This is a genomic window from Desemzia sp. FAM 23988 (assembly GCF_045528365.1).
Lineage (GTDB): Bacteria > Bacillota > Bacilli > Lactobacillales > Carnobacteriaceae > Desemzia.
Map to the genome: position 1 here is coordinate 14,256 of NZ_JBGQQS010000010.1, position 23,255 is coordinate 37,510.

At 39.4% G+C, this 23,255-nt stretch carries 24 protein-coding genes and 1 other RNA gene; 22 read left to right on the forward strand and 3 right to left on the reverse strand.

Annotation, left to right across the window (positions count from 1 at the left end):
- The first annotated feature begins 442 nt into the window (after positions 1 to 442).
- From ACEN4L_RS07235 to ACEN4L_RS07255, 5 genes are all read left to right on the forward strand, one after another.
- Positions 443 to 2,656, forward strand: a complete 2,214-nt coding sequence (locus ACEN4L_RS07235) for a heavy metal translocating P-type ATPase (protein WP_407096658.1) — start codon at positions 443 to 445, stop codon at positions 2,654 to 2,656.
- Positions 2,657 to 3,268: 612 nt separating this feature from the next.
- Positions 3,269 to 3,559 (forward strand): hypothetical protein, encoded by a 291-nt coding sequence (locus tag ACEN4L_RS07240; RefSeq protein ID WP_407096659.1) that lies wholly within the window; start codon positions 3,269 to 3,271, stop codon positions 3,557 to 3,559.
- A 390-nt stretch (positions 3,560 to 3,949) separates the two neighbouring features.
- Positions 3,950 to 4,804 carry a DegV family protein gene (locus ACEN4L_RS07245; RefSeq protein ID WP_407096660.1) on the forward strand — a complete coding sequence of 285 codons (855 nt, stop codon included), beginning with the start codon at positions 3,950 to 3,952 and terminating at the stop codon, positions 4,802 to 4,804.
- 17 nt (positions 4,805 to 4,821) lie between these two features.
- Positions 4,822 to 5,493 (forward strand): endonuclease III domain-containing protein, encoded by a 672-nt coding sequence (locus ACEN4L_RS07250; protein WP_407096661.1) that lies wholly within the window; start codon positions 4,822 to 4,824, stop codon positions 5,491 to 5,493.
- Between the two features lie 6 nt (positions 5,494 to 5,499).
- Positions 5,500 to 6,084 carry a hypothetical protein gene (locus ACEN4L_RS07255; protein WP_407096663.1) on the forward strand — a complete coding sequence of 195 codons (585 nt, stop codon included), beginning with the start codon at positions 5,500 to 5,502 and terminating at the stop codon, positions 6,082 to 6,084.
- Positions 6,085 to 6,214: 130 nt separating this feature from the next.
- Here the strand turns inward: ACEN4L_RS07255 and ACEN4L_RS07260 are convergent, their stop codons facing one another.
- Positions 6,215 to 6,358, reverse strand: coding sequence for a putative holin-like toxin (locus ACEN4L_RS07260; protein ID WP_407096665.1), 144 nt, complete (start codon positions 6,356 to 6,358; stop codon positions 6,215 to 6,217).
- 241 nt (positions 6,359 to 6,599) lie between these two features.
- Between ACEN4L_RS07260 and ACEN4L_RS07265 the strand changes: the two genes are divergently transcribed.
- The 6 genes from ACEN4L_RS07265 to ACEN4L_RS07290 all read left to right on the forward strand — a co-directional run bounded on the left by ACEN4L_RS07265 (position 6,600) and on the right by ACEN4L_RS07290 (position 10,057).
- A complete protein-coding gene (locus ACEN4L_RS07265) occupies positions 6,600 to 7,451 on the forward strand; it encodes an aldo/keto reductase (RefSeq protein WP_407096666.1) in 852 nt (283 codons plus the stop codon).
- Between the two features lie 79 nt (positions 7,452 to 7,530).
- Positions 7,531 to 7,965 (forward strand): hypothetical protein, encoded by a 435-nt coding sequence (locus tag ACEN4L_RS07270; RefSeq protein ID WP_407096668.1) that lies wholly within the window; start codon positions 7,531 to 7,533, stop codon positions 7,963 to 7,965.
- Between the two features lie 370 nt (positions 7,966 to 8,335).
- A complete protein-coding gene (locus ACEN4L_RS07275) occupies positions 8,336 to 9,007 on the forward strand; it encodes a hypothetical protein (RefSeq protein WP_407096669.1) in 672 nt (223 codons plus the stop codon).
- Positions 9,008 to 9,022: 15 nt separating this feature from the next.
- The gene (locus ACEN4L_RS07280) at positions 9,023 to 9,349 is read left to right on the forward strand and encodes an 8-oxo-dGTP diphosphatase (protein ID WP_407096671.1); all 327 of its coding nucleotides are present in this window, start codon (positions 9,023 to 9,025) and stop codon (positions 9,347 to 9,349) included.
- Positions 9,340 to 9,480: a hypothetical protein gene (locus ACEN4L_RS07285; RefSeq protein WP_407096672.1), complete on the forward strand. Its 141-nt coding sequence runs from the start codon at positions 9,340 to 9,342 to the stop codon at positions 9,478 to 9,480. The genes ACEN4L_RS07280 and ACEN4L_RS07285 overlap by 10 nt, the downstream gene beginning before the upstream one ends.
- Before the next feature lie 25 nt (positions 9,481 to 9,505).
- The gene (locus ACEN4L_RS07290; protein ID WP_407096674.1) at positions 9,506 to 10,057 is read left to right on the forward strand and encodes a GNAT family N-acetyltransferase; all 552 of its coding nucleotides are present in this window, start codon (positions 9,506 to 9,508) and stop codon (positions 10,055 to 10,057) included.
- Positions 10,058 to 10,285: 228 nt separating this feature from the next.
- Here the strand turns inward: ACEN4L_RS07290 and ACEN4L_RS07295 are convergent, their stop codons facing one another.
- On the reverse strand, positions 10,286 to 11,959 hold the full coding sequence (locus ACEN4L_RS07295; RefSeq protein ID WP_407096676.1) for a hypothetical protein: 1,674 nt from the start codon (positions 11,957 to 11,959) through the stop codon (positions 10,286 to 10,288).
- Positions 11,952 to 12,737 carry an ABC transporter ATP-binding protein gene (locus ACEN4L_RS07300; RefSeq protein ID WP_407096677.1) on the reverse strand — a complete coding sequence of 262 codons (786 nt, stop codon included), beginning with the start codon at positions 12,735 to 12,737 and terminating at the stop codon, positions 11,952 to 11,954. Before ACEN4L_RS07300 ends, ACEN4L_RS07295 begins: the two co-directional genes overlap by 8 nt.
- A 342-nt stretch (positions 12,738 to 13,079) precedes the next feature.
- Between ACEN4L_RS07300 and ACEN4L_RS07305 the strand changes: the two genes are divergently transcribed.
- From ACEN4L_RS07305 to ACEN4L_RS07355, 11 genes are all read left to right on the forward strand, one after another.
- On the forward strand, positions 13,080 to 13,970 hold the full coding sequence (locus tag ACEN4L_RS07305) for a transporter substrate-binding domain-containing protein (RefSeq protein WP_407096678.1): 891 nt from the start codon (positions 13,080 to 13,082) through the stop codon (positions 13,968 to 13,970).
- Between the two features lie 17 nt (positions 13,971 to 13,987).
- Complete coding sequence (locus ACEN4L_RS07310) at positions 13,988 to 14,674, forward strand: amino acid ABC transporter permease (protein ID WP_407096679.1); 687 nt, start codon at positions 13,988 to 13,990, stop codon at positions 14,672 to 14,674.
- A 131-nt stretch (positions 14,675 to 14,805) separates the two neighbouring features.
- On the forward strand, positions 14,806 to 16,476 hold the full coding sequence (locus ACEN4L_RS07315; RefSeq protein ID WP_407096680.1) for an FAD-dependent oxidoreductase: 1,671 nt from the start codon (positions 14,806 to 14,808) through the stop codon (positions 16,474 to 16,476).
- Positions 16,477 to 16,582: 106 nt separating this feature from the next.
- Positions 16,583 to 16,671: signal recognition particle sRNA small type (gene ffs, locus ACEN4L_RS07320), an RNA gene on the forward strand.
- A 616-nt stretch (positions 16,672 to 17,287) separates the two neighbouring features.
- Positions 17,288 to 19,138 carry a DNA polymerase III subunit gamma/tau gene (gene dnaX / locus ACEN4L_RS07325; RefSeq protein WP_407096681.1) on the forward strand — a complete coding sequence of 617 codons (1,851 nt, stop codon included), beginning with the start codon at positions 17,288 to 17,290 and terminating at the stop codon, positions 19,136 to 19,138.
- Positions 19,139 to 19,159: 21 nt separating this feature from the next.
- A complete protein-coding gene (locus ACEN4L_RS07330) occupies positions 19,160 to 19,474 on the forward strand; it encodes a YbaB/EbfC family nucleoid-associated protein (RefSeq protein WP_407096682.1) in 315 nt (104 codons plus the stop codon).
- A gap of 93 nt (positions 19,475 to 19,567) precedes the next feature.
- Positions 19,568 to 20,164, forward strand: coding sequence for a recombination mediator RecR (gene recR / locus ACEN4L_RS07335; RefSeq protein ID WP_407096739.1), 597 nt, complete (start codon positions 19,568 to 19,570; stop codon positions 20,162 to 20,164).
- A 293-nt stretch (positions 20,165 to 20,457) separates the two neighbouring features.
- Complete coding sequence (locus tag ACEN4L_RS07340) at positions 20,458 to 20,688, forward strand: YaaL family protein (protein WP_079650937.1); 231 nt, start codon at positions 20,458 to 20,460, stop codon at positions 20,686 to 20,688.
- Between the two features lie 33 nt (positions 20,689 to 20,721).
- Positions 20,722 to 22,155, forward strand: coding sequence for an aminotransferase class I/II-fold pyridoxal phosphate-dependent enzyme (locus ACEN4L_RS07345; RefSeq protein ID WP_407096683.1), 1,434 nt, complete (start codon positions 20,722 to 20,724; stop codon positions 22,153 to 22,155).
- A gap of 60 nt (positions 22,156 to 22,215) precedes the next feature.
- Entirely contained in the window at positions 22,216 to 22,866 is a 651-nt protein-coding gene (gene tmk / locus ACEN4L_RS07350; RefSeq protein ID WP_407096684.1) for a dTMP kinase, read from the forward strand.
- 13 nt (positions 22,867 to 22,879) lie between these two features.
- Entirely contained in the window at positions 22,880 to 23,209 is a 330-nt protein-coding gene (locus ACEN4L_RS07355; protein WP_407096685.1) for a cyclic-di-AMP receptor, read from the forward strand.
- The last annotated feature ends 46 nt before the right edge of the window (positions 23,210 to 23,255 follow it).

The window sequence follows — 23,255 nt, forward strand, 5'->3', positions numbered from 1 at the left end:
GAAAATAGAACGCTTACCTGTTGCTTAGCACTAGATAGGCGTTTTTTGTTTAATGGACCCTTAGTCTTCTAGCGTGGGTAAAGAAATTTCCTCCGGCCTATGGGGTTGCTTATGAAAGCCATGGGACCGCCTTGAGCCGAAAACCGCATCTCTAGGCTTGCAAGCTTTGCCGAAGCCGTTGGAGCGCTAGCGACGTACGGATATGGTATGCGCAGCGCAGCGGAGAACAAACTCCGAGTAAAAGCTGAAGCTTTTACTCGGGATTAATTCACATTGCATCCTTTTTCATGGCTATAAGCAACCCCATAGGCCTCCAGAAATTTCTAGGAATGAGTTTCTAAAAGGTTTTGGATTAAAAAGAAATGTAGGTTTTACTTAACAATGCAAAATGTTGTAGAACCAACAAAAACACTTATTTGAATTACATTAAGGAGTGATTGGAATGGATAAAAATAAACACGATGAACATCAACACCACGACCATCATCACGAAAATCATGAACACATGAATCACACCGGACACGATCATAAAGAAAATAAAGAGCACGTCGGTCACGCTTATCATGAAGAACAAATAGAAGAAGGGATACATGATGACCACAATCCTGCTACGGAACATGAACATCATGACCATACGAATCATCATGATCATGAAAATATGGATCACGACAGTCACAGCGGACACGATCATCATGACCACATGGATCATGGTGGTCATGGCGGACACCATCACCATCATGGAAACTTCAAAGAAATCTTTTTGAAGTCTCTACCTATAGGACTTGTCGTTATGATTTTATCTCCACTGATGGGAATTACGCTTCCGGTGCAATTTACATTTCCTTACTCGGATATCTTGGTAGCCGTGTTGGCGACAGTTTTGTTCGTTTACGGAGGGAAACCCTTTTATCAAGGGGCTGTAGATGAATTTAAACAACGAGCTCCGGGAATGATGGCGCTAGTAACGTTAGGAATAAGTGTCTCTTACGTGTACAGTATTTATGCTGTGGCGGCACGTTATGTAACCGGAACACATGTGATGGACTTCTTCTTTGAATTTGCTTCATTGATTTTAATTATGTTGTTGGGTCATTGGATCGAAATGAAAGCAGTAGGAGAAGCAGGAGATGCGCAGAAATCGCTGGCTGAGTTGTTGCCTAAAGATGCTCATGTAGTGCTGGAGAATGATTCAATAGAAACGCGCTCGGTGTCTGAGTTGAAAATAGGAGACATTGTACGAGTACAAGCTGCTGAAAATATTCCTGCAGATGGAGTCATCAAAAGCGGTACAACCAGAGTCAATGAAGCATTGCTGACTGGGGAATCTAAACCCGTTGAAAAAGGGGAAGGAGATACCGTGATCGGTGGTTCCACAAATGGCGACAGTGTTTTGTATATAGAAGTAAAGGAAACAGGAGATAAATCCTTCATTTCTCAAGTTCAAACACTTATCGGACAAGCGCAAGATCAACCTTCAAGAGCAGAAAATCTGGCTCAAAAAGTAGCTGGATGGTTATTTTACATTGCTGTAGCAGCCGCAGTTATCGCTTTTATTGTATGGTTGTTTGTGGCAGATTTAGAAAATGCTATTCTTTTTACGGTAACGACATTAGTCATTGCCTGTCCTCATGCATTAGGCTTAGCTATTCCTTTAGTAGTAGCTCGCAGTACCAGCTTAGGTGCGAGTCGTGGTTTATTGGTTAAAGACCGTGAAGCTTTGGAATTAGCAACAAACGCTGATGTAATGGTACTAGATAAAACAGGTACTTTAACAACTGGAGATTTCAAAGTTTTGAAGGTAGAGGCATTAAGCGAAGAGTATTCAAAAAATGAACTCACTGCGTTAATGGCAGGTATTGAAGGCGGCTCGAGTCATCCCATCGCACAATCGATTGCGGGATTTGCTAACGAAGAAAACATTCAACCGATTCCATTCGATTCTATTGATGTTGTATCAGGCGCTGGTGTAGAAGGTGTTGCCAATGGGAAGAATTATCAATTGATCAGTCAAAAAGCTTACGGTCAAGACATAGATATAGAGATTCCTGTAGGTGCAACGCTTAGTATTTTGGTAGAAAATGATACAGCCATCGGGACTGTAGCTTTGGGAGATGAACTGAAAAAGACAAGTTCAGAACTCATCAAGGTGTTGAAAGAAAACGGTATTCAACCACTAATGGCCACTGGTGACAATGAAACAGCGGCTCAAGGTGTGGCAGAAGAACTAGGGATCGACTACAAAGCCAATCAATCTCCGCAAGACAAATACAATCTAGTGGAGTCGCTGAAAAATCAAGGCAAGACGGTCATCATGGTTGGAGACGGGGTAAACGATGCACCTTCTCTTGCGTTAGCGGATGTCGGCGTGGCCATTGGAGCTGGAACGCAAGTGGCTTTGGATTCTGCAGATGTGATTCTGACGCAATCGGATCCAGGTGATATCGAATCTTTTATTGAACTAGCTCAAAAAACAACGAGCAAAATGAAACAAAACCTTCTTTGGGGAGCGGGGTATAATTTTATCGCTATCCCGCTAGCTGCTGGAATTCTTGCACCAATAGGTTTTACGTTAAGTCCGGCTGTTGGAGCGATTTTGATGTCATTGTCTACCGTAATTGTAGCGATTAATGCAATGACGTTGAGATTGAAGAATTAATAGTTCCTCAGTAAACGTAAAAAATTTCTCTTTCAAAAAGTCTATTCAGAAATTGGACAAATCATAAGGTAATTGCCTGCGGTTTATACAATTTTGTTTTGGATCCGAGTCTTGGAAGTTGGAGTGGAAAATCCATAACTATCTACATCGAGTGAGTACCAAATCGACCAGTTTAATTTCTACTATTTTTGGCTAAGTATCAATTTCATATAAAAATGCAAGGTGAAATTTGTCGTATATGATAAATTTCGCCTTGCGTATATTTTTTTGAAAAATAATTAAATAATAATTAAGCCACTCAAAACATTAATAATTCAATTACGCTGAATTGGATATTTTTTATAATTTACAAAATAAGCTTTGGTGCTCAGTAATATTATTAGTTTTTTTTGTCATATAGAGCAAGATTTAAATATGAGTGACTTTTTTGATATAATTTTCATGAAAGGAGGAGAACTAAAATAAGTGATTTTCTTATTAAAGGCGAACTATAAAAATGAGGAGAATTTGTATGAAAAGAAAAATAATGATTGGTTTAATTGTTTTGTCCGCTAGTATGTTTTGTCCGCATGTAGATTTAATCAACAAGATTTGACTGAAAATTGGAATGAAATGGCTGCAACACAGAGTTTTTCTCTGGATTCTCCAGATGGATTTCAGATTCGATTTAACGTTGACGGGATGGATGTACGCAATATAAACGAAGTAGCAACACCATTTTCCTTTGAAGAAAACGCAATATATGCAGACTATCAAGTTGTCCAGGAAGGCGAGCAACTTATCATCTCAACTAAAGATGATTTGGAGTACCAGTTAACAATTGAAGGACCAAGGTCTTTTACGGACGAAGAAAATAGTGTGAGTTACCAAACTGTCCCATATCTTATAGAATATGAAGAATAATGGAGAAAATAAGATTGTCTTTAAATTTAGATTACATACAAAAAAAAAGAGGCTGGTTCAAAAGATAACCAGTCTCTTTTTTTTTGTTTTTTGGCAATTAAATTCACGGGATATATGTATTTAGAAAGAGTTGATCTTTGTAAAAAGTGAGATTGTAGGCTACTACTTCATAAAAGCAGGCAATTTTTGTTAGGGGATACGAGCTATCAGAGGTTTAGCTCATAAAAATAGAAGAATTTCGATAAGAAATGTGAGTTAGTCGTTTTCTATACCCACCATTCTTTTGAAAAGGAACTTCTCGAAAGAATTCCTTCTAAACACATGAAATGCTATACTGGAGAAGAAAATGTAAGGGGTATAGCTTTAATTGGGAATCCAGGAGGAGAAATGATGCGAAAGATTATTTTTACAACAGAAAGTGGCGCAGATTTACCTAGGGACTTAGCTGAAAAATACACTATCAAAATTGTACCGATGCATGTCGTGATGGATGGGGTCGATTACAAAGATGATGGTTCGCTTCCGGTATCTGACATTTATGATTACTACAACCGCACTAAAATGATTCCATCTACAACATCTACGAATCCTAACGAATACGAAGAGTTTTTTGCGAAGATTAAACGCGATTATCCAGAGCATACGATTGTGCACATCGGATACACGTCAAAAGCTTCTTCTTCATTCCATAATGCAGAAATTGCGGCAGAAAATTTTACCGATATCCATTTGATCGATGCGTTAAATGTTTCGGCAGGATTATCGGTAGTCGTATTGCATGCGGCTGAGTTGTTGGAAGAGAACCCGGAGATTGCTTTAGAAGAATTATTGGCGAAAATTGAAGCCAGTGTTCCTAAATCAAGAATGGTCTTTGTTCCGGGCAGTCTGGAGTTCTTAAAAGCAGGTGGACGTGTATCTAATGCAGCCTATATCAGTGCCTCTTTGTTGAAAATTAAACCCGTGATTGAATTGGTTGATGGCAAATTGGTTTCCACTAAAAAGTATCGTGGAAAAATGAGTCGAGTGTCTGTCGAATTGATGCAGGATTATTTGAAAAAATACCCTATCGATAGAAAACAGCTTTACTTTGTGTTTTCAATTGGGTTAGACGACAGTATAAAAACTCAAATGGAAGAAGTTGCTAAAGAGAACGGATTTGAAAAAGTAACGTGGATTGAAGCTGGATCGGTCATTTCGACACATGGCGGTCCTGGTGCGTTTGGTATTGCCGGTTTAGAACAGTAAGGAGAACATTTTTTGTTATGAAGAAAGAACTGGAGTTAAAGCAGCTTTATGAATTGTTGGATAAGTATGTCGAGGCTGGGACGAAGTGGCCGGCTGATACGGTATTTGAGATGATGTTAGGAGCTATTCTCGTCCAAAACACGACTTGGCATAATACGACATTATCGTTGACTCGGCTTGGAGAAGTGACGGGGTTTGATCCTGAAGTGATCGCTGACTTATCGACTGAAGAACTCAAAACACTCATTTATTCAAGCGGCTTTCACAAGCGAAAAACGCAGCTGATTCTGGAATATTTTAGTTGGCTGAAGAAGTATGCGTTTGATTTAGAGAAAATCAAGCGCAAGTACCCTGACAATTTGCGCGAACGGCTGTTGGAATTCAAGGGAATCGGGAATGAAACAGCTGACGTGTTGTTGCTGTACGCATTTGAAGAACCGGTCTTTGTAGCAGATACTTATGCGCTCAAATTATTCCGCCATTTAGGCAGTGAACACAGTACGGATTACCTGACATTGAAGAACTATGTAGAAAGTACCGGCACGTTCACGCTGAAAGAGTGGCAGAAGTTTCACGGGTTGATCGATGAATATGGAAAAGTTCATTTGCGGGGGAAACAAGTGGTTGGGCAGCCACATTGGGAAGCGTATAGGTTAGTGATTAAACCAGATTCATCATCAGGGAGTTGATTAGTAGTGGACTTAATAGTCATTATGGGGCCTCAAGCTGTCGGTAAAATGACGGTGGGAAGAGAGTTAGAGAAAAAAATAGAGGCAAAGTTGCTTCACAATCATGAAACGATCGATTTATTTGCCAAGTTTCTCGGTTATGGGAAAGAAACTTTTCGTCTATCGGACCAAACGCGTAAAGAACTCTTCAAAGCTTTCGTCAGCAATGAGCAAAACGTTACCGAAAGCATTATTTTTACAGTTGTAGTAGCGTTTGATTTGATAGAAGATATCGATTTTCTAACTGAAATCAGTGAAATATTTCTGGAAGGACAAGGCAGAGTCTTTCTTATTGAACTGGAAGCAGATTTAGAGACTCGCCTGCAGAGAAACATTGGAGAAAGCCGCTTAGAAGCTAAACCTTCAAAACGAAATATTGAATTTTCTAGAAACGATTTACTAACGACGCACGAAAAGCATCGGTTAAATTCTTTGCCAAATGAGGTTACAGAAAAAATTAAACAGGTAAACTACCTCAAAATAGACAATACGCATCTAGAAGCGGAAAAGGTCGCGAGTAGAATAGCTGAATTTGTTCAAAATAATGGATAGTTTTTTACGTTTGTATTATAATCTTATTGAAGAGGAGATATGCGTGAACATATCCCCATCTTGTAGAACCGTTTAAGACGGTAGCTTTGAACAAGTTAAAAAATAACCGTTGCTGGCTAAAGCAAGACGGTTATTTTTTTTTGTCGTTTTTAGCGATTGCAACCACTAATGTGATTAAGGAAATCAATAGACTTCCAAACATTAGCATGAGTTGCAATGCTTCCGATACGGACAAAAGGCTTCTCCTTTCTAAGACTTCAGCACTTACATACATAAGCACCAACTCCTTTCAAAGATAGCCACCATCTTAACTTTTCTACCAACCAATTATAGCATAATCTATTATAGAAAAAGAATGCTAGAAGTATCTTTTCCCACCATGATCAGGACTTTTCAAGTGATTTTATTTACCGTCGAGTCTTTCATTTGGAATGGCAGATCTTAAAAAGATACAATAGAAGATGAATGAGTCAAGGCAATTGATGAATAGCTAGTGGAAGGGAAGGATGAGAAATATGGAGAATATTTTTGATACTGTTGAATTGAATAATGGTGTGAGAATGCCAGCTTTTGGACTAGGAACTTCTGGAAATAAAGATCAGACAGTCTGCAATGATACGATAAAAGCAGCGGTTGAGGTAGGTTACCGTTTGATTGACACCGCACAAATGTATGGGAATGAAGAGCAGGTAGGAAAGGCCATTCATCAAGTCGATCTTTCTGACAAGAACTTGTTCATTACCAGCAAGGTGGATAATCCTAATCACGGGTATGAGGCAGCCAGCAAAGCCATTGATGAATCACTGGAAAAGCTGGGACTCGACTATATCGATTTATACTTAATCCATTGGCCCGTCGTTGAAGGCCGAGGAGAGAACTGGAAGGAAGACAATATTGAAACCTGGCGTGCTTTAGAAGATGCTTATGAAGCGGGGAAAGTTAAAGCGATTGGTGTTAGTAATTTTATGGTAAAACACTTAGAAAATTTGATTGCCAACTGCCGCATCAAGCCGATGGTTAATCAAATCAGATTGCATCCTGGTGTGCTGCAAGAAGAAACAGTCGTTTTTTGTAAAAAAGAGCAAATCGTTGTGGAAGCTTGGTCTCCGTTGTCCCCAATCAAGCAAATGTCTGAGGATGATAAAGTGCAAGCCATGACCAAAAAATACGGAAAATCCGTTGCTCAGCTGTTACTGCGTTTCAGTCTGCAGCACAACTTTGTTCCGCTGACCAAGTCGTCTCATCCTGAACGGGTAGTAGAAAATGCGGATGTCTTTGATTTTAAAATCTCTGATGAAGATATGGACTACTTGAACAGCCTGAAGTTTGATGATTTAAAAGCACCGGATGTAGATGAAGAAAAATAATCTTTTTAAACAAAGCCAAAATTGTTTTTTGTCAGCAATCTTTAATAGTTTAGTGTATATGAATTAAGTGGGTGACATAATGCAAAAAATAGAAAACATGTTAAAAAAATGGTTTGATTTAGAGAGTGTAGATATCAGTCGACTATTTGGTTCATATTTTAGTCTAGAGCTGGACAATATCAATGAATATACAGAAGGTAAGTATTCGATAGAAGAAATAGAGAATAGCCTATCGGTCTATGGAATTAAATACAATGAAAAAAGCGAGAAATATTTTTCGGAATCTTGGGGGCATTGTTTTCCTTTAAAGACATTAGATGGGGATCTAGTTTTATTAGTTATTACATTTGAAAAAGATAATTATGAATATTTTACAAGTAATTCTACAAGGTTACAGTTAGATTTGATTGTAGAATTGGGAGTAACAGAAGAAGATATAACTGAGCAAAATGATAAATATTATAGTTACAAAGGTGCTAAAGATATATTGGATAATTATGATAAATTTATCTAGGTTGAGTCAGTATGGTAATATGAGTATGAAAAGCCGTTATACTAGTAAAAGGTATTCGGCTTTTTTGTACATATTTTTTAAGATTCATTTTCTTTTTTATTCAGGTTTACGATTCGGAGAAAGAGTGACTTTACTGACTAGGTCTTGGAAGTATTGAAATGACATTCGGAATATATTTCACTTATATCCAAATGAGAATAACGACGTAACTAAACGACTGAATCAAGTTGGTAAACAAGAGTAGTTGGTTCTTGCAATTTTTCTCACGGGGAAAATTGCATCTGAAAGACATATATACCAATAACTTGACTGGGAAGGTGCTTATTATGTGGTAAAATGGAAGGAAATAGATATAAGGGAGTGAGAAATAGTGTCAGTTGAATTTTGGTTAGCAGCAGAAACTTTTTACAATACTACAATGGTTGCAGTGGCAGTTGTTATTCTAGTGTTGCTGATGTTGACCGGCATGATTTTAGGTTATTCAAAAAGTCGGCACAAGAAAAAGATTGCAGCAGGAGGTGGGGTCCTCATTTTAGGACTGAGTATCTGGCTCGTTGCAGGACATTTGAGATACAATGAATTTTTAGAAGTGAATGATCACGTAACACCTCTAGTGCGCGACAGACAAAAGACATTCGGTGATTACATCTATCGTTCTGAAGATGAGATGCAATATTTTGGCAAATTACATGATCCGGAGAGTGTTCGTGCTTTAGAAATGTACGAAGAAGAAACGGTCACTGAACCCATCATTTATGTGGGAAAAGATGCGAACTTTTACTATTTTGAGCAAGAAGATGAACTGTTCAAGCAACGTATGAATGTGATTTTTGATGCGGAAGCTGAAGAAACCGAGATGGTCGGAACCACATTTTCCTTGATCGATGAGTCGTTTTTTGAGATCGGTTTTCGGAATCCGCCTTATATCATGTACGATCATATTGTGGTGAATCAAGAAGATGACGATGAGTTGATCGATGTAGAAAATGACGACTTTGTGGATACTGCCGAAGAGCATTTTATCCGAACTTGGTCTTTTTAAAGGTGGCGAATAGAAGTGAGTAAAGTGATGTTGACCAATATGTGTATGATCACAGACAGCGAGACCAACTTAGTTTTAGTACAGAAACGGAAGAAGAGTTGGCAGGGACTAACCTTTCCAGGCGGAAAATTAGAACCGAAAGAGTCGATCTTAGATTCTGTTGTCAGAGAAGTTAAAGAAGAAACTGGTCTTCAAGTGTCTAATTTGAAACTGTGCGGTATAAAAGATTGGTATGAAGAGGAAGAAGATTTTCGCTATGTCGTCTTTTTATACCAAACAGCTGATTATCAAGGAGAACTATTGGCAGAAACCGAAGAAGGTCTCTGGAATGGATGCAGCTGAATGAACTGACTGAAGAAAACTGCTCTCCAGGATTTGCTGTTACACTAGAGGTTTTCAAAGATTCAGCAAAACAAGAACACTTTTATTATTACGATACTGCAACGAATATCTTACGCAATCAAGTGATGTAAACTATTTTAAAAGGTGGCTGGTGTGATGAATAAAGAATACGTTTTTGCGTTACATAATCAGATTGATGGAGAACGGATTCGGTTGAGACCCATTCGACTAAGCGATGCGGAAGATATGTATGAGTATGCATCTGATGCAGAAACGACAAAATACGTCTTTGAAACCCATAAAAGTTTGGAAGACACGAAAGAAAATATTGCGAAATATTTCTTAGCCAGTCCTTTGGGCAAATTTGCTATTGAGCTGAAAGACACTCATAAGATGATTGGGACCATCGATTTGCGTGTAGATGAAAAGGACAAAAAAGCAGAAATGGGTTATACCTTGAATAAAGGGTACTGGGGAAAAGGGTATACTACGGAAGCTGCCAAATTAATGCTGCAGCTGGGATTCCAAGAATTAGAATTGCAGCGAATCTTAGCCGTTCATGATGAACGCAATCCAGCTTCAGGCAGAGTGATGGAAAAATTAGGAATGATTTGTGAAGGAACACTCCGAAACAATCGGTTTGTAAAAGAGGAATCTGTTACAGACAAAATGTACAGTATCTTGAAAGAAGAGTATTTTTCAAACTAAGTTGTTTTAGCGGCAAATTTGGTTAGGAGTGAGATAAATACTTGGAAATGGCTGTCGAGTCCACCTGGAATGGAAACAGGGAGAATATCGAAGAGAAGACGTTTAAAATCCATTTGGGTGTAGAGAAGAGTATCAAACGAGGCTAATAAACTGTATTAGCCTCGTTTGCATTGCAAAAGAAAAAGGCGTTAGCGAGTATATCGCTGGCACCTTTAATCATTCGAGAAACTAATCGTGTTTAAATGAAAAGAATAATAATTTCATAGTAAGAAGCAGTAAGATGATGGTCAATATCCAGCCGCCGTAAGGAATGTAGCTGTCCAAAGCGTAATTGATAAGCCCAATGACTCCGGCCATGATGACAAATAAGATACTGGTCATACAGCCTTCAGAACTGTTCGCCGCGTTTCTTTCTTGTGAGAATGGGTAGTATTTCATAGTTGCTATCAAATAAACGAAGAAACTGCATGTCAATGCCAGAAAAGCATTCAAAGTGACGGACAGAGCGTCCCAACCAAATAGAAATAATAGAATAGTTCCAGCTGCTAAAAAGAGCGGGCATAAAATACGGATCCAAACGGCTTTGCCAGCTGCGATCACAAAATAGGGTTTATGCGATTTGGGACTTAATTGAAAGGCCCAAGCTCCTTTGTAATAAGTCGAATATTTCATAGAAGCGACTATCTCCGGCACCAATAAAAGCGTGAAATAAAGGTAGTAAGCTAGATTCGTTTCTCTCAATTCAGCCAAATTAAAGCCATCAGAAAACGAAGTGAAAATCAAAATGACTGGCAAAAGGAAGGAAGTCAACAAAGAAGGATATATTCTTGTTTTGAACTCTCTTTCATTTTGAATCGTTTTCCATGTAAAGTGATAGTAAGGCATCTCTTCTGTATGCTGGCAAATCAACTTCTTCGATATGGTCAGCCAGCGACTGGTTTTTTCTGGACTTTGTTTATTAGAGGCAGCCAGCTGCATTAAGCTCTCTTCCATTTTTTCAGCATTTTTTTGGTAAAAAACGGCCAGTACAATAGACAATACTATCATCAAAATTACATAAAGGGCGTAATAAATCGTGACACCTTCTTGCAGCATTCCTAAAGGAGCCGCAAACCAGATGGGGAACAAAAAGACATGCCATAAATGAGGTATATAGACAATAAAAACATCTACAAAATCAAATACTCTGCCTAATAATTGGTAGCCGACCACCATAAAAATAGACAAACCGATTTGAGTATAAGAAATGATATTTTTTAATTTTTCCCCATCAAATTTCTTTAAGACAAAAGAATAAATCCCTAGAGTGAACAATAGTGTCCAAAAACAAAAAACGATCGTCAGAATAGTCACTAAAAGTCCAGGGACGATTCCATTCACGAAGTAAGTAACGATCACCACTGGACCACCTAAAACCAGTGTAAAGGAAAGCAAATAAATGAACACATGCGTAGTTTTGACGGCATTTAATGTTTTCTTGGAAATAGGTTTCGTGCCCAGCAATTCATAGTCTCTGGTGTCCAATAAAATGGCAGAAAAACTGGCGATCAAGTTGGACAATAACATGATAAACAAATAGCTGAAATAAATAGTGTATTGCCAGATCCAAGAATCTCCTATAAATAAGAAAATCACTGTAAAACAACTGATTAGCAGATAAGCTCCCAATGACCGAAAAAAAGAGTTGCCTTCTTTTTTAGCCGGTTGATCTTGGCCTAATAAATTAGGTTGACGTCCGTCCATAATCAATTTGTTCTCAATGATCAAACGTAATGTTGCGTAATCAATATCATTTTTGAGGTAAATCACTTTAAAAAAATCCATTATTTTCAAGATGACTGAATCCTGTTTGGGTGAGAGATTTGTTTCCAACGATTCCTGATTATTGAAAAAATCATTCATAGACCGTTTCTCCTTTCATGGCATCCAGAAAGGCGGCGGCTAATTCTCCTTGCTCATTAAAGCCGGTCAGTTGATTGAATAAATGTTCCAGAGTACTATCTGCTTCTTGAGAAATTTCTTTAAAACTACCGTCTGCCACAACTTGCCCGTTATTCAAAATGAGGATCCGATCGCTTAACTTTTCAACAGTATCCATAATGTGTGAAGAGTAAAAAATCGTTTTTCCTTGTTCTTTCAAACGTACTAAAATTTCTTTGATGACTAAAACACTGTTTGCGTCCAAGCCATTTAACGGCTCATCCCAGAATAGTAAATCAGGATCATGCAGCAGGCTGGAGATGATCAATACTTTCTGACGCATCCCTTTGGAAAAAGTTTCCAGACGTGCATGAAAAGAAGATTCGATGCCTAGAGCCGTCATCATTTGATAAGCTTTATGAAGGACGACTTTCTCTTCCACTCCATACAGCTGCCCCATAAAGACCAAGTACTCTGCAGCAGTTAGTGTTTCGTAGAGATCTGCATTCTCTGGCACATAACCGATGCGCTTTTTATAGTCCTCTTGATTGTTTTGCAACTTCTCGCCAAAAATATGTATTTCACCGCTATCTTGAGACAATAACCCCATAATGATTTTAACTGTGGTGCTTTTCCCAGCTCCGTTTGGTCCAATGTAGCCAATGATTTGTCCAGGGTAAACTTTAAAATCGATACCTGTTAACACTTCTTTTTCGCCAAAGGCCTTTTTAACTTGCTTCATTTCGATGATGGGTTCCATAGTTCTGCTCCTTTTTGAATAGCATCAGATAACAATCTATTTTTAATAAGAATAACCGAAAACGCTTAAGAAAAACAGAGGAGATTGTAGTTTTTTGCACAAAAAGCAGATATTAAACTAAGTTAAACAGATGAATAATACAGTTTCTATCAGCTGTTTTTTGGAGGAATATAAACAATATTGTTTATGATTATTCCTTTAAAGTAGGCTATTTTAAAGCCTTTCACTAAAAAAGAATACAATTTTGTGCTTGAAGTCGAGCTTTTTCTCATGATGGTTTGACGACAGATAATCACACTGTTACTATTTGTAAGGTGATTAAAAAGAAAAGAGGTTTTTAAGTTGAAGAAAAAAAGCACGTGGTTAACGACTTTACTTGCAGGTGCACTGTTCTTTGTTGCAGCTTGTGGGTCACAAGCCGATACTGGAGAAGAAAATGATGAGGAAGAAGCTGCTGAGGCACTTGTTTCAAGAGGCTGGGAAGAAATTAAAGAAGATGGCACGTTAAAAGTCGCTACATCAGGAACCTATTTCCCTAACTCATATCATGATGGGGATACAAATGAACTAACCGGTTTTGAAGTCGAAATTATACGCGAAATCGCGAATCGTTTAGGATTGGAAGTAGAGTTTACTGAAATGGGCGTAGACGGAATGTTGACGTCATTAAACAGTGAACAAATCGATATTGCAGCACTTGGGATCGACCGTGATGGAGAAAACGCAGATAAATACAATTATACTATACCGTATAAATATTCTTTCGGATCTATGGTCGTTAGAGAAACAGACAACTCTGGAATCGAAACGCTGGAGGACTTAAAAGGGAAAAAAGCAGCTGGTGCAGCGACAACTTCTTACATGAAAGTAGCTGAACATTTTGGAGCAGAATTAGTAGTTTACGATAATGCAACCAATGATCAATACTTGTGGGATGTAGCAAATGGACGTACAGACACAGTATTGAATGACTACTATGGTCAAACAATGGCACTAGAAGCGTTGCCAGAAATCCCTGTAAAAATATTGGAAGATGTTTTCTATAATCCAAGTGAAACCAATTACGCTATCAAAAAAGGAAACGATGAATTAACGGATCAAATCAATGCTCAGTTAGAAGCGATGCATGAAGATGGCACGCTAAGTGAAATTTCGAAAGAATTTTACAATGGGGAAGATGTAACCGTTGAAAAAGATTATGATTTCCGTGAAATTGATGTTTCTGCCTACTAAGGAGTTGGAAAAAGACGATGTCTGGAATACAATGGCAATACATTTTTGATCCACAACTCGCGTTAGAAAGTATTCCTTTTATACTGAAAGGATTGCCTTACACTCTTGGAATTGCTCTAGTCAGCACCATTTTTGGAACGATCATTGGTTTTTTTGTGGCTATTATGCGGATATCGAAGATCAAACCATTGGAATGGATCGCCCGCTTTTACATTTCTTTTATGAGAGGAACGCCGGCTCTGGTACTGCTTTTTTTATTGTACTTCGGATTGCCTTTTATAGGGATTCAATTTGATGCTGTGACAGCGGCTGTGATTGGGTTCAGTATCAATTCTGCTGCCTATATTGCTGAGACGATTCGTTCAGCGCTGTCTTCCGTAGATCATGGGCAATGGGAAGCAGCTTATGCTCTTGGATTGAAAAAATCCTTTATTATGCGCAAGATCATCATTCCTCAAGCAGCTCGGATTGCGATTCCGCCATTGAGCAACGTGATGCTGGACATTATCAAAGGTACATCCTTAGCAGCGATGATCACAGTGCCGGAGATGTTTCAAAATGCCAAGATCATTGGTGGACGAGAATTTGATTACATGACGATGTACATCTTAGTAGCCGTTGTGTATTGGGTCGTCTGCAGTTTATTTGGCTTCTTGCAGGAGTACTTGGAAAAACGCACGTCAGTTTATGTAGAAACGCATTAAATAAAAAAAAAGCAACGTAAAACTAGCTACTAGTCACGTTGCTTTTTTTTGTACATTTGTTTCTTCAAATTTTATGAATTGTAAGTTACACTAAAAGAAATCAGTGTCACTTAACTAAGGAGGAAAATGCGATGAGAATCATTGTGATCGGCTCGGTAGCTGCAGGAACATCGGTAGCGGCTAAAGCCAGAAGAAATACAGAAGAAGCAGAAATCGTTGTCTATGAACAAGGAAAAGATATCTCATATTCCGTTTGCGGAATCCCCTATGCTATTGGAGGAGAAGTGGGCAGTATGGATAAATTGACTCCGCGTGATACCCAATGGTTCAAGACACGCTATAATGTGGACGTATTAACAGAACATAATGTGGTTCGCATTGATAAAGATCATAAAACGGTCCAAGTCCGCAATCTGAGAACGGGCGAAGCTTTTCTGGACCATTACGACACACTCGTATTAGCAACAGGAGCAAGACCCTATACTCCGTCGCCATTTGACAAAAGGACATATTCCAATGCATTTCAAGTTCGCACAATAGAAAATACGCGCCATATCAAAGACTATATGGAGAACCATTCTGTCAAAAAAGCAGTCATTATCGGAGCCGGATTTATTGGTATGGAGATGACTGAACAGTTGACCAATCTAGGGATAAAGGTCAGTGTAGTGGAGTTTTCTGATCAAGTGATGCCCTCTTTGGATGCGGATATGGCTTTTCGAGTGGAAGAACACTTAGCAGAACATGGAGCAGAACTTTATCTTGGGGACACGGTTGCTGAGATTATGGGAGAAGAGAAAGTGGAGCAGCTTGTGACCACTAAAGGACAGACTTTAAAAACAGACCTGGTTATCTTAGCGGCTGGCGTGCGTCCCAATACGGAGTTGGCAGAAGAAATCGGAATCGATTTAGGCGAGTCCAAGGCAATCAAAGTGAATCCTAAAATGCAGACGTCTATTCCTGATATCTATGCAGTAGGAGATGTAGCGGAAAGTTTTTCAGTTATTACAGGACAGCCTCTTTACCGTCCGCTGGGTTCGACAGCGAATAAAATGGGGCGTATTGCCGGAGATGCGATAACAGGCGGTCAATTAGAACACCGCGGCATACTCGGTACCGGCATTTATCGCGTATTTGATCTGCACATTGGCCAAACGGGTTTGACAGATAAAGAAGCAGCTCGACAAGGATATGACGTAGAGGTCCTTTACAGTATCAAACCAGATCATGCCGACTACCTGGGCGGCACAGAATTGACGATCAAAGCATTAGCGGATAAAGCTTCAAAAAGAGTTCTAGGCGCTCAAATTGTAGGGAAGAACGGCGTGGATAAACGGATCGATGTCTTAGCTACAGCGATCACGTTTAAAGCTAAAGCAGAAGATTTGTTCCATTTGGACTTAGCGTATGCGCCTCCGTTTGCAACGACAAAAGATCCTGTGCTGTATACGGGGATGGGACTGGATAATGCATTGAATCGCAATCCGTTGATGACGCCGGAATTTTTAGTAGCGTGTCAAAACAAAGGCGATAATTTGCAGATTATCGATACACGCTCCAAAAAGGATTACGAGGTTTCGCGGGTGAAAGGTGCCGTGCATATTCCTTTAGCAGAACTCCGTGACAGAATCGGCGAGCTGGATAAAGCGATTCCCACAGTAACGTATTGCAATAAAGGAGTTACGGGAAATGCTGCTCAAAATATTATGCTGAATATGGGGTTTGAATCGGTATATAATTTATCTGGGGGAAATAAAAACTATCAACTGTTCCAAAAAATGATGCACCGTAAAATGGACTAAGTATATCCTAACGGGCTTTTGAGTCATAAAGGACACAAAAAAAGAATTGTTTTCGAAAAAGACTGGATATCTTTGGAGAAATTTAGTATAATTGGAATTGCCGAAAGGCCGTATAGCAATGGTGGACTTACGAATCGTGTCAGGTCTGGAAGGAAGCAGCACTAAGTTTGCTTCACCATGTGCTGTATGTACATAGAATAATTTTCAAAAAAATTGGATATTATAACATAACACCAGTCGTTCATGCGGCTGGTTTTTTTCGTTCCAATATAGTTGCCTTTATCAAAATACCCTCGAGTGGTAAAGTTTTATAGTTATCGAACCTCTACTTCACAATTGGAGTGGATAAACGAGTTGTAATGAGAGCCAACGAGCCTCTACTTCACAATTGGAGTGGATAAACGAGTTGAAATGTGAGCTAATGAGCCTCTACTTCACAATTGGAGCGGATAAGTGAATTGAAATATGAGTTAACGGTCCTCTATCTCGCAATTAGAGAGAATTACGAAGTTGTAATGTTAACTATCAGTTCCCTATCTCATAAAAAAATCGAATTTTTATAGTGGATTGTTAACTATGCAAGCTAAACAAAAGAACCGATTACTATTTCTAAAGAAGGTGATACTTGCCCTCTGTATTTGGAACGTGAAGTGTATTTGGCTACGGTTAAAAAGGTTGAATGATTATAGAGTATAGGTTTGTATCGGGAAATCGTAAACCTTTTAAAAACAGTCTCATGAATGGTTTAAATTTGCTCCGATTTACCGTATAATAATATCTAGTACAGTGGTTAAAGGAAGGGAGAAGCAAGATGAGTTATCAAGCACTTTATCGAGTGTGGCGTCCACAGCGGTTTCAAGATATTGCAGGACAAAAGGCTATCACTCAAACACTTAGAAATGCTTTGATTCAAGAAAAGACGAGTCATGCTTATCTTTTTACTGGCCCTCGTGGTACAGGAAAAACGAGTGCAGCAAAGATTTTTGCAAAAGCGATCAACTGTCCTAATTTATCAGATGGAGAACCGTGTAACGAATGTGATACCTGTAAAGCGATCACGACGGGGCAATTAAATGATGTTATTGAAATCGATGCAGCCAGCAACAACGGTGTCGAAGAAATCCGCGACATCCGAGACAAGGCCAAATACGCACCGACACAAGCAGAATACAAAGTTTACATTATCGATGAGGTGCATATGCTCTCAACGGGTGCCTTCAATGCTTTGCTGAAAACTTTGGAGGAACCGCCTAAAAATGTAGTGTTTATTTTAGCAACAACCGAACCGCATAAGATTCCATTAACGATTATTTCACGGACACAGCGGTTTGACTTTAAACGAATCTCCGTCAGAGATATTTGTGACCGAATGGAATATATTCTGGGTCAGGAAAATATCGGTTTTGAAGAAGATTCCCTGAAAGTCATTGCCCGAGCAGCAGAGGGCGGAATGCGTGACGCATTGAGTATTCTTGATCAGGCCATTTCATTTGGCGACGATGTTGTCACTATGGAAAATGCAATGGCTGTTACCGGCAGCTTGACACAAGAGCGGTTGGTTGAATTCTTCAATGCGATTACTCAGCACAATACGGAAAAAGGGTTGTCCTTAGTACAAGAGATCCTTGCTGAAGGAAAAGATGTGGCTCGCTTTGTAGAGGACATTATCCTGTTCAGTCGAGATTTGCTGGTCTACCAGCAAGCTCCGCAAAAAGCCGATATCTTGGAAAGTGCTCATGTAGACGAGCATTTTATGGAGTTAAGCAAAACAATCGATTCGCATGTGCTTTATGAAGTGATCTCAACGCTAAATGAAACACAACGTGAAATGCGCTTAACGAGTCATGCAGATGTCTACATTGAAGTAGCAACGGTCAAATTAACGCAGCTTCGTGCAATGCCAACCGCAAATCCTAATCTGGGACAAGCACCAGCAGCTAATATGGAAACAGCTGCTGATAGTCCGCGAATGTCAGAATTAGAAGCCGAATTAGCACAAATGAAAAAGAAAATGCAGGACATTCTGGCAAACGGCTCTGGACAACCAGTCGAAAAAGCGAAGAAAAAACCGAAAGCCCCTATCAAAGGAGCTTTCAAACCCAATTCGACAGCCATCTATAAAGTACTGGAAGTAGCAACCAAGGGCGATCTGGTCCAACTAAAAGACGTCTGGCCAGATTTGTTAAATATGTTGTCAGTAACGCAACGTGCGGTAATGAAAGCTTCTACACCAGTTGCAGCTAGTCCAAATGGTTTGATTGTTTCATTTGAATATGATATTTTGTGTCAAAAGGCTACTGACGACAGCGAATTAATTGAAGCTGTCAGTGAGTATTTACGTCGATTGATTGGCCACTCGCCGCAAATGATCTGCGTGCCGGCTGAACAATGGCCTACGATAAGAAGTACCTATATCAAACAGAACAAAGATAAAATGAAAGCAAAAAAAGCATCTCCTGCTCAACCAAGTCCAAACACAGAAAAAGCGAGTGGAAATTCGCCTGTTCATAGTGGAAACCATGGTGACTGGGAAAGTTTAGACCAATTGATTCCAACGGATGAGGAAGAAATGGAAGAAACAACAGAAAAAAAAGAGGATCCAATCGTCAGCCAAGCGATGCAAATGTTCGGTGCTGACATCGTCGAAGTTCGAAACGATTAAAATAAGAGAGGAAGTTTTAATATGCGCGGTGGAATGGGAAATATGCAAGGTATGATGAAAAAAATGCAAAAGATGCAAAAAGAAATGCAACAAGCTCAAGAGGAATTGAACGCTACAGAGTTTGTGGGTTCTGCAAATGGGGACTTAGTAAAAGTAACCTTTACGGGAGACAAAAAAATGACGGGTATTTCAATTGACCCAGAAGTGATTGATCCTGAAGACAGCGAAATTTTGGGAGATTTAATCTTATTAGCTACAAACGATGCTTTGGCTAAGATCGAAGCTCAAACAGAAGCTTCTATGGGCAAGTACACTAAAGGTATGCCAGGATTCTAACAGCAAGATTAAAATGAAGCAGGAAATGGGATGCCGTTGCGGGATCCCTTTTTTAAAGGAAACAAAAGTTTGTAAATGAGGAAGGAAATGGACATGCAATATCCTGAACCGATATCAAAATTAATGGATAGTTTTATGAAATTACCCGGAATTGGTGCGAAAACAGCTGCTCGATTAGCTTTTTACACTCTTTCAATGAATGAAGATGACGTCACTGATTTTGCAAAAGCTTTGATCAGCGCTAAACGTGATTTGCACTATTGTTCTATTTGTGGGCATATCACTCAAGGAGATCCTTGTGAGATTTGCCAGGATAAAGCTCGTGATCGCAGCATGATTTTAGTTGTGGAAGATGCAAAAGATGTGATCTCAATTGAAAAGGTAAGAGACTACAATGGTTTGTACCATGTATTGCATGGTATTTTATCTCCTATCGAAGGGACAGGCCCTGAAGATATCAATATCCCTTCTTTATTGAAGAGACTGCAGTCTGATGAAGTACAGGAAGTGATTTTGGCTACCAACGCCACCGCTGAAGGAGAAGCGACAGCCACTTACTTGTCGCGTTTGATCAAACCGGCCGGTATCAAAGTTACCCGATTGGCTCATGGATTATCTGTCGGCAGCGATATCGAATACGCCGATGAAATCACGTTAATGAAAGCCGTAGAAGGACGCCGCGAAATATAAGAGAGCGGAGCAGAGCGCTTAGGGTTCCGTAGAGTTCGACTTTTTTCTTTTCATTGGGTGTTTTTCCCAATAAAAAGAAAAAATCGAAATCATAGGAATCCTGCTCTGCGTAGCTCGTCTAAAGAGCAGAGCGTGGAGTTGGGCGTTTAGACTCTCATAGAGTTTACTTTTCTCTTTTAGTTGGGTGGTTTTTCCCAACAAAAAGAGAAAATGAAATCATAGAGAGTCTGCCTTGCGCAACGCGTCTAAAAAGCAGAGTCAACCCTTGATTTGTTCAGAAAGTTGGAAATAAAATGGGATGGAAGAAAAAATATCGATTACGCAAAGAATACGATGATTCTTTATTGCTCCTAATGAAAAAGTTGAGAGAAGATTGGGAGATGTCTAAAAGAATCGAACGTTCTTCTATTGAGAAAGATGGGCAATTATTCGCGCAAACTAAATTGGCGGAAGCGAAATATTTTTACCTGTTCAAAGAAGCCAGAGAACGTAAAATCAAAGGCGATTTGACAGGGAAATACTAAATAGAATAAGAAAAAATAAGGAGGGTGAAAGTTGTGAAGCAAGAGAAACGTATTCAACAACAACGCCGTCCTCTTTTTTGTGCATTGCAAAGTCATCTCCAACAGGAAAAAGTTTCTTTTCATGTTCCTGGACACAAGAATGGGGTAAATTGGCCTGCGGAATCTTGCATGAAGCAGGTATTGGCAATGGATCAAACCGAAGTATCCGGCTTGGACTATTTGCACGAAGCAGAGGGCGTATTGAAAGAAAGTCAGGATTTGCTGACAGATTTCTATAACAGCGAGCAAAGCTACTATTTGATCAACGGCTCTACTGTAGGAAATTTGGCGATGGTTTTAGGAACAATATCGAGAGGGGATGCGGTATTGGTCGATCGCTCCTGCCACCAGTCGGTTATTCATGCTTTAGAGTTGGCAGAGGCTGAACCTATTTTTATTACCCCTACTTATCAAGCGGAGAAAAAGGAAGCTGTAGGTTGGGACTTTCTTCACATTCGCTCAGGATTTGAAAAAGCGGATTCCATAAAAGCACTTATTTTGACGTATCCTTCTTATAATGGCCAAACTGCTGAATTGAAAGAGGTAATGGATTACGCTCATCAGCAAGGAGCGATCGTATTGGTAGATGAAGCGCATGGTGCTCACTTCACGCTAGGTGCACCATTCCCGCTTTCTGCATTAGACCAAGAGGCAGACGTGGTAGTGCAGTCTGCTCATAAGATGCTGCCTGCCCTAACGCAAACAGGATATTTGCACATTGGAAAACAGCTTCCTAAGCAAATACACCAAAATATAAAGCATTATTTGCATATGCTGCAGTCGAGCAGCCCCTCTTATTTATTGATGCAAAGCCTGGAATACGCTCGCTATTTCTTGTCGCAATTTACAGCAGAAGATTTGCAAGAGACATTTGCTTCTCGCAATCGGTGGATTGAGTTGTTCAAAGAAAGCGGATTGGAGTTTTGGCAAAGCGATGATCCTCTAAAAGGAAGAGTACACTGGCCTGACCAAAACGGGGATCAGTTGGCGCAGCTGTTGGAAGAACAAGGGCTTTATCCAGAAAAAAATGATCCTGAAGCTGTTTTATTGACTTTTCCACTATTGAAAGCTGACGAAGTTTCTTTGAAAACAACTCAAGAACTCCATTTGCCGCGAGGAGTGCCTAACGAAAAGCCGCAAAAAATGGAGCAGAACCTTGACTATCCCGTGTTAACTAGTTTAGAGATGGGGTATGCGAAGCAGAAAAAAGCCGCTGTAAAAAAAGTACCTTTAGCAGAAAGTGAAGGCGAAATTGCTGCTCAAAATATTACGCCGTATCCTCCAGGGATTCCGTTAGTATTGAAAGGACAAAGGATTCTGTCAGCGGATATTGTCAGTTTGCAGATGAGTTTAGATAAAAAACACCGCGTTGTGGGACTAGACAAAAATAATTGTCTATCTATTTATTCTGTCAAAGAATTCAGTTAGACTGAAACGCTTAGATACAGTATAATGATAATAAGATAAAAGATTGAGGGGTTTTTAAAGTTGAAGGGAATTTTTATTACCATAGAAGGTCCGGATGGAGCTGGCAAAACGAGTGTCATTAAGGAATTGCTTCCAAGATTAGAACAAACTTTGGAGCAGCACATATTGTCTACAAGAGAACCAGGCGGCAGTCGGATCGCTGAAAAAATTCGAGAGCTTATTTTAGACCCTGAACACACAGAAATGGATATTCGAACGGAAGCATTGTTATACGCTGCGGGCAGAAGACAACATTTAACGGAAAAGATTCTTCCAGCCTTGGAACGAAATGAAATTGTTCTGTGTGATCGTTTCGTAGACAGCTCTCTTGCTTATCAAGGTTATGCTCGTGGAATCGGAATGGAAGAAGTTGCTTCAATCAATCGATTTGCGACAAATGATATTGAGCCTGACTTTACCCTTTATTTAGATATTGAAGCTGAGGTTGGTTTAGAGCGGATCCATAAAGGAAAAGAAGAGCGTCAATTTGACCGTTTGGACCAAGAAAAATTAGAATTTCACGAAAAAGTTCGTGAAGCTTATCTGAAGCTTGCCGACTTAAATCCCGAGAGAATCACAATGATCGATGCTGATCAAGAACTAAACCAAGTTGTTGAGGTTTGCTATAATACCATTATAGAAAAAATAACTAACCATTTTAAGATAGAGTAGGAGAGGGTTACTGATGAAACTTATTTTAGCGATCGTTCAAGATAAAGATGGAAACCGTTTATCAAATGTATTTGTAGATAAAGGGATTCGTGCAACGAAATTGTCTACAACTGGCGGCTTTTTAAAAGCTGGAAATACTACGTTTATTGTTGGGGTAGAAGAAGCAAGAGTGGATGAGGTATTGGACATTATTCGCGAAAATTGTTCTGCAAGAGAACAATACATGCTTCCTCCAACCAGTTTTGATGTTTCAATGGAGACTAGTTTTCCTTATCCAGTTGAAGTAGAAGTCGGTGGAGCTACGGTGTTCGTGATGCCGATCGAACAATTTGAACGTTTCTAATGAGGATGGAAAGAAACCTAAATACAGCAAAAGTGAACAGTAAGGT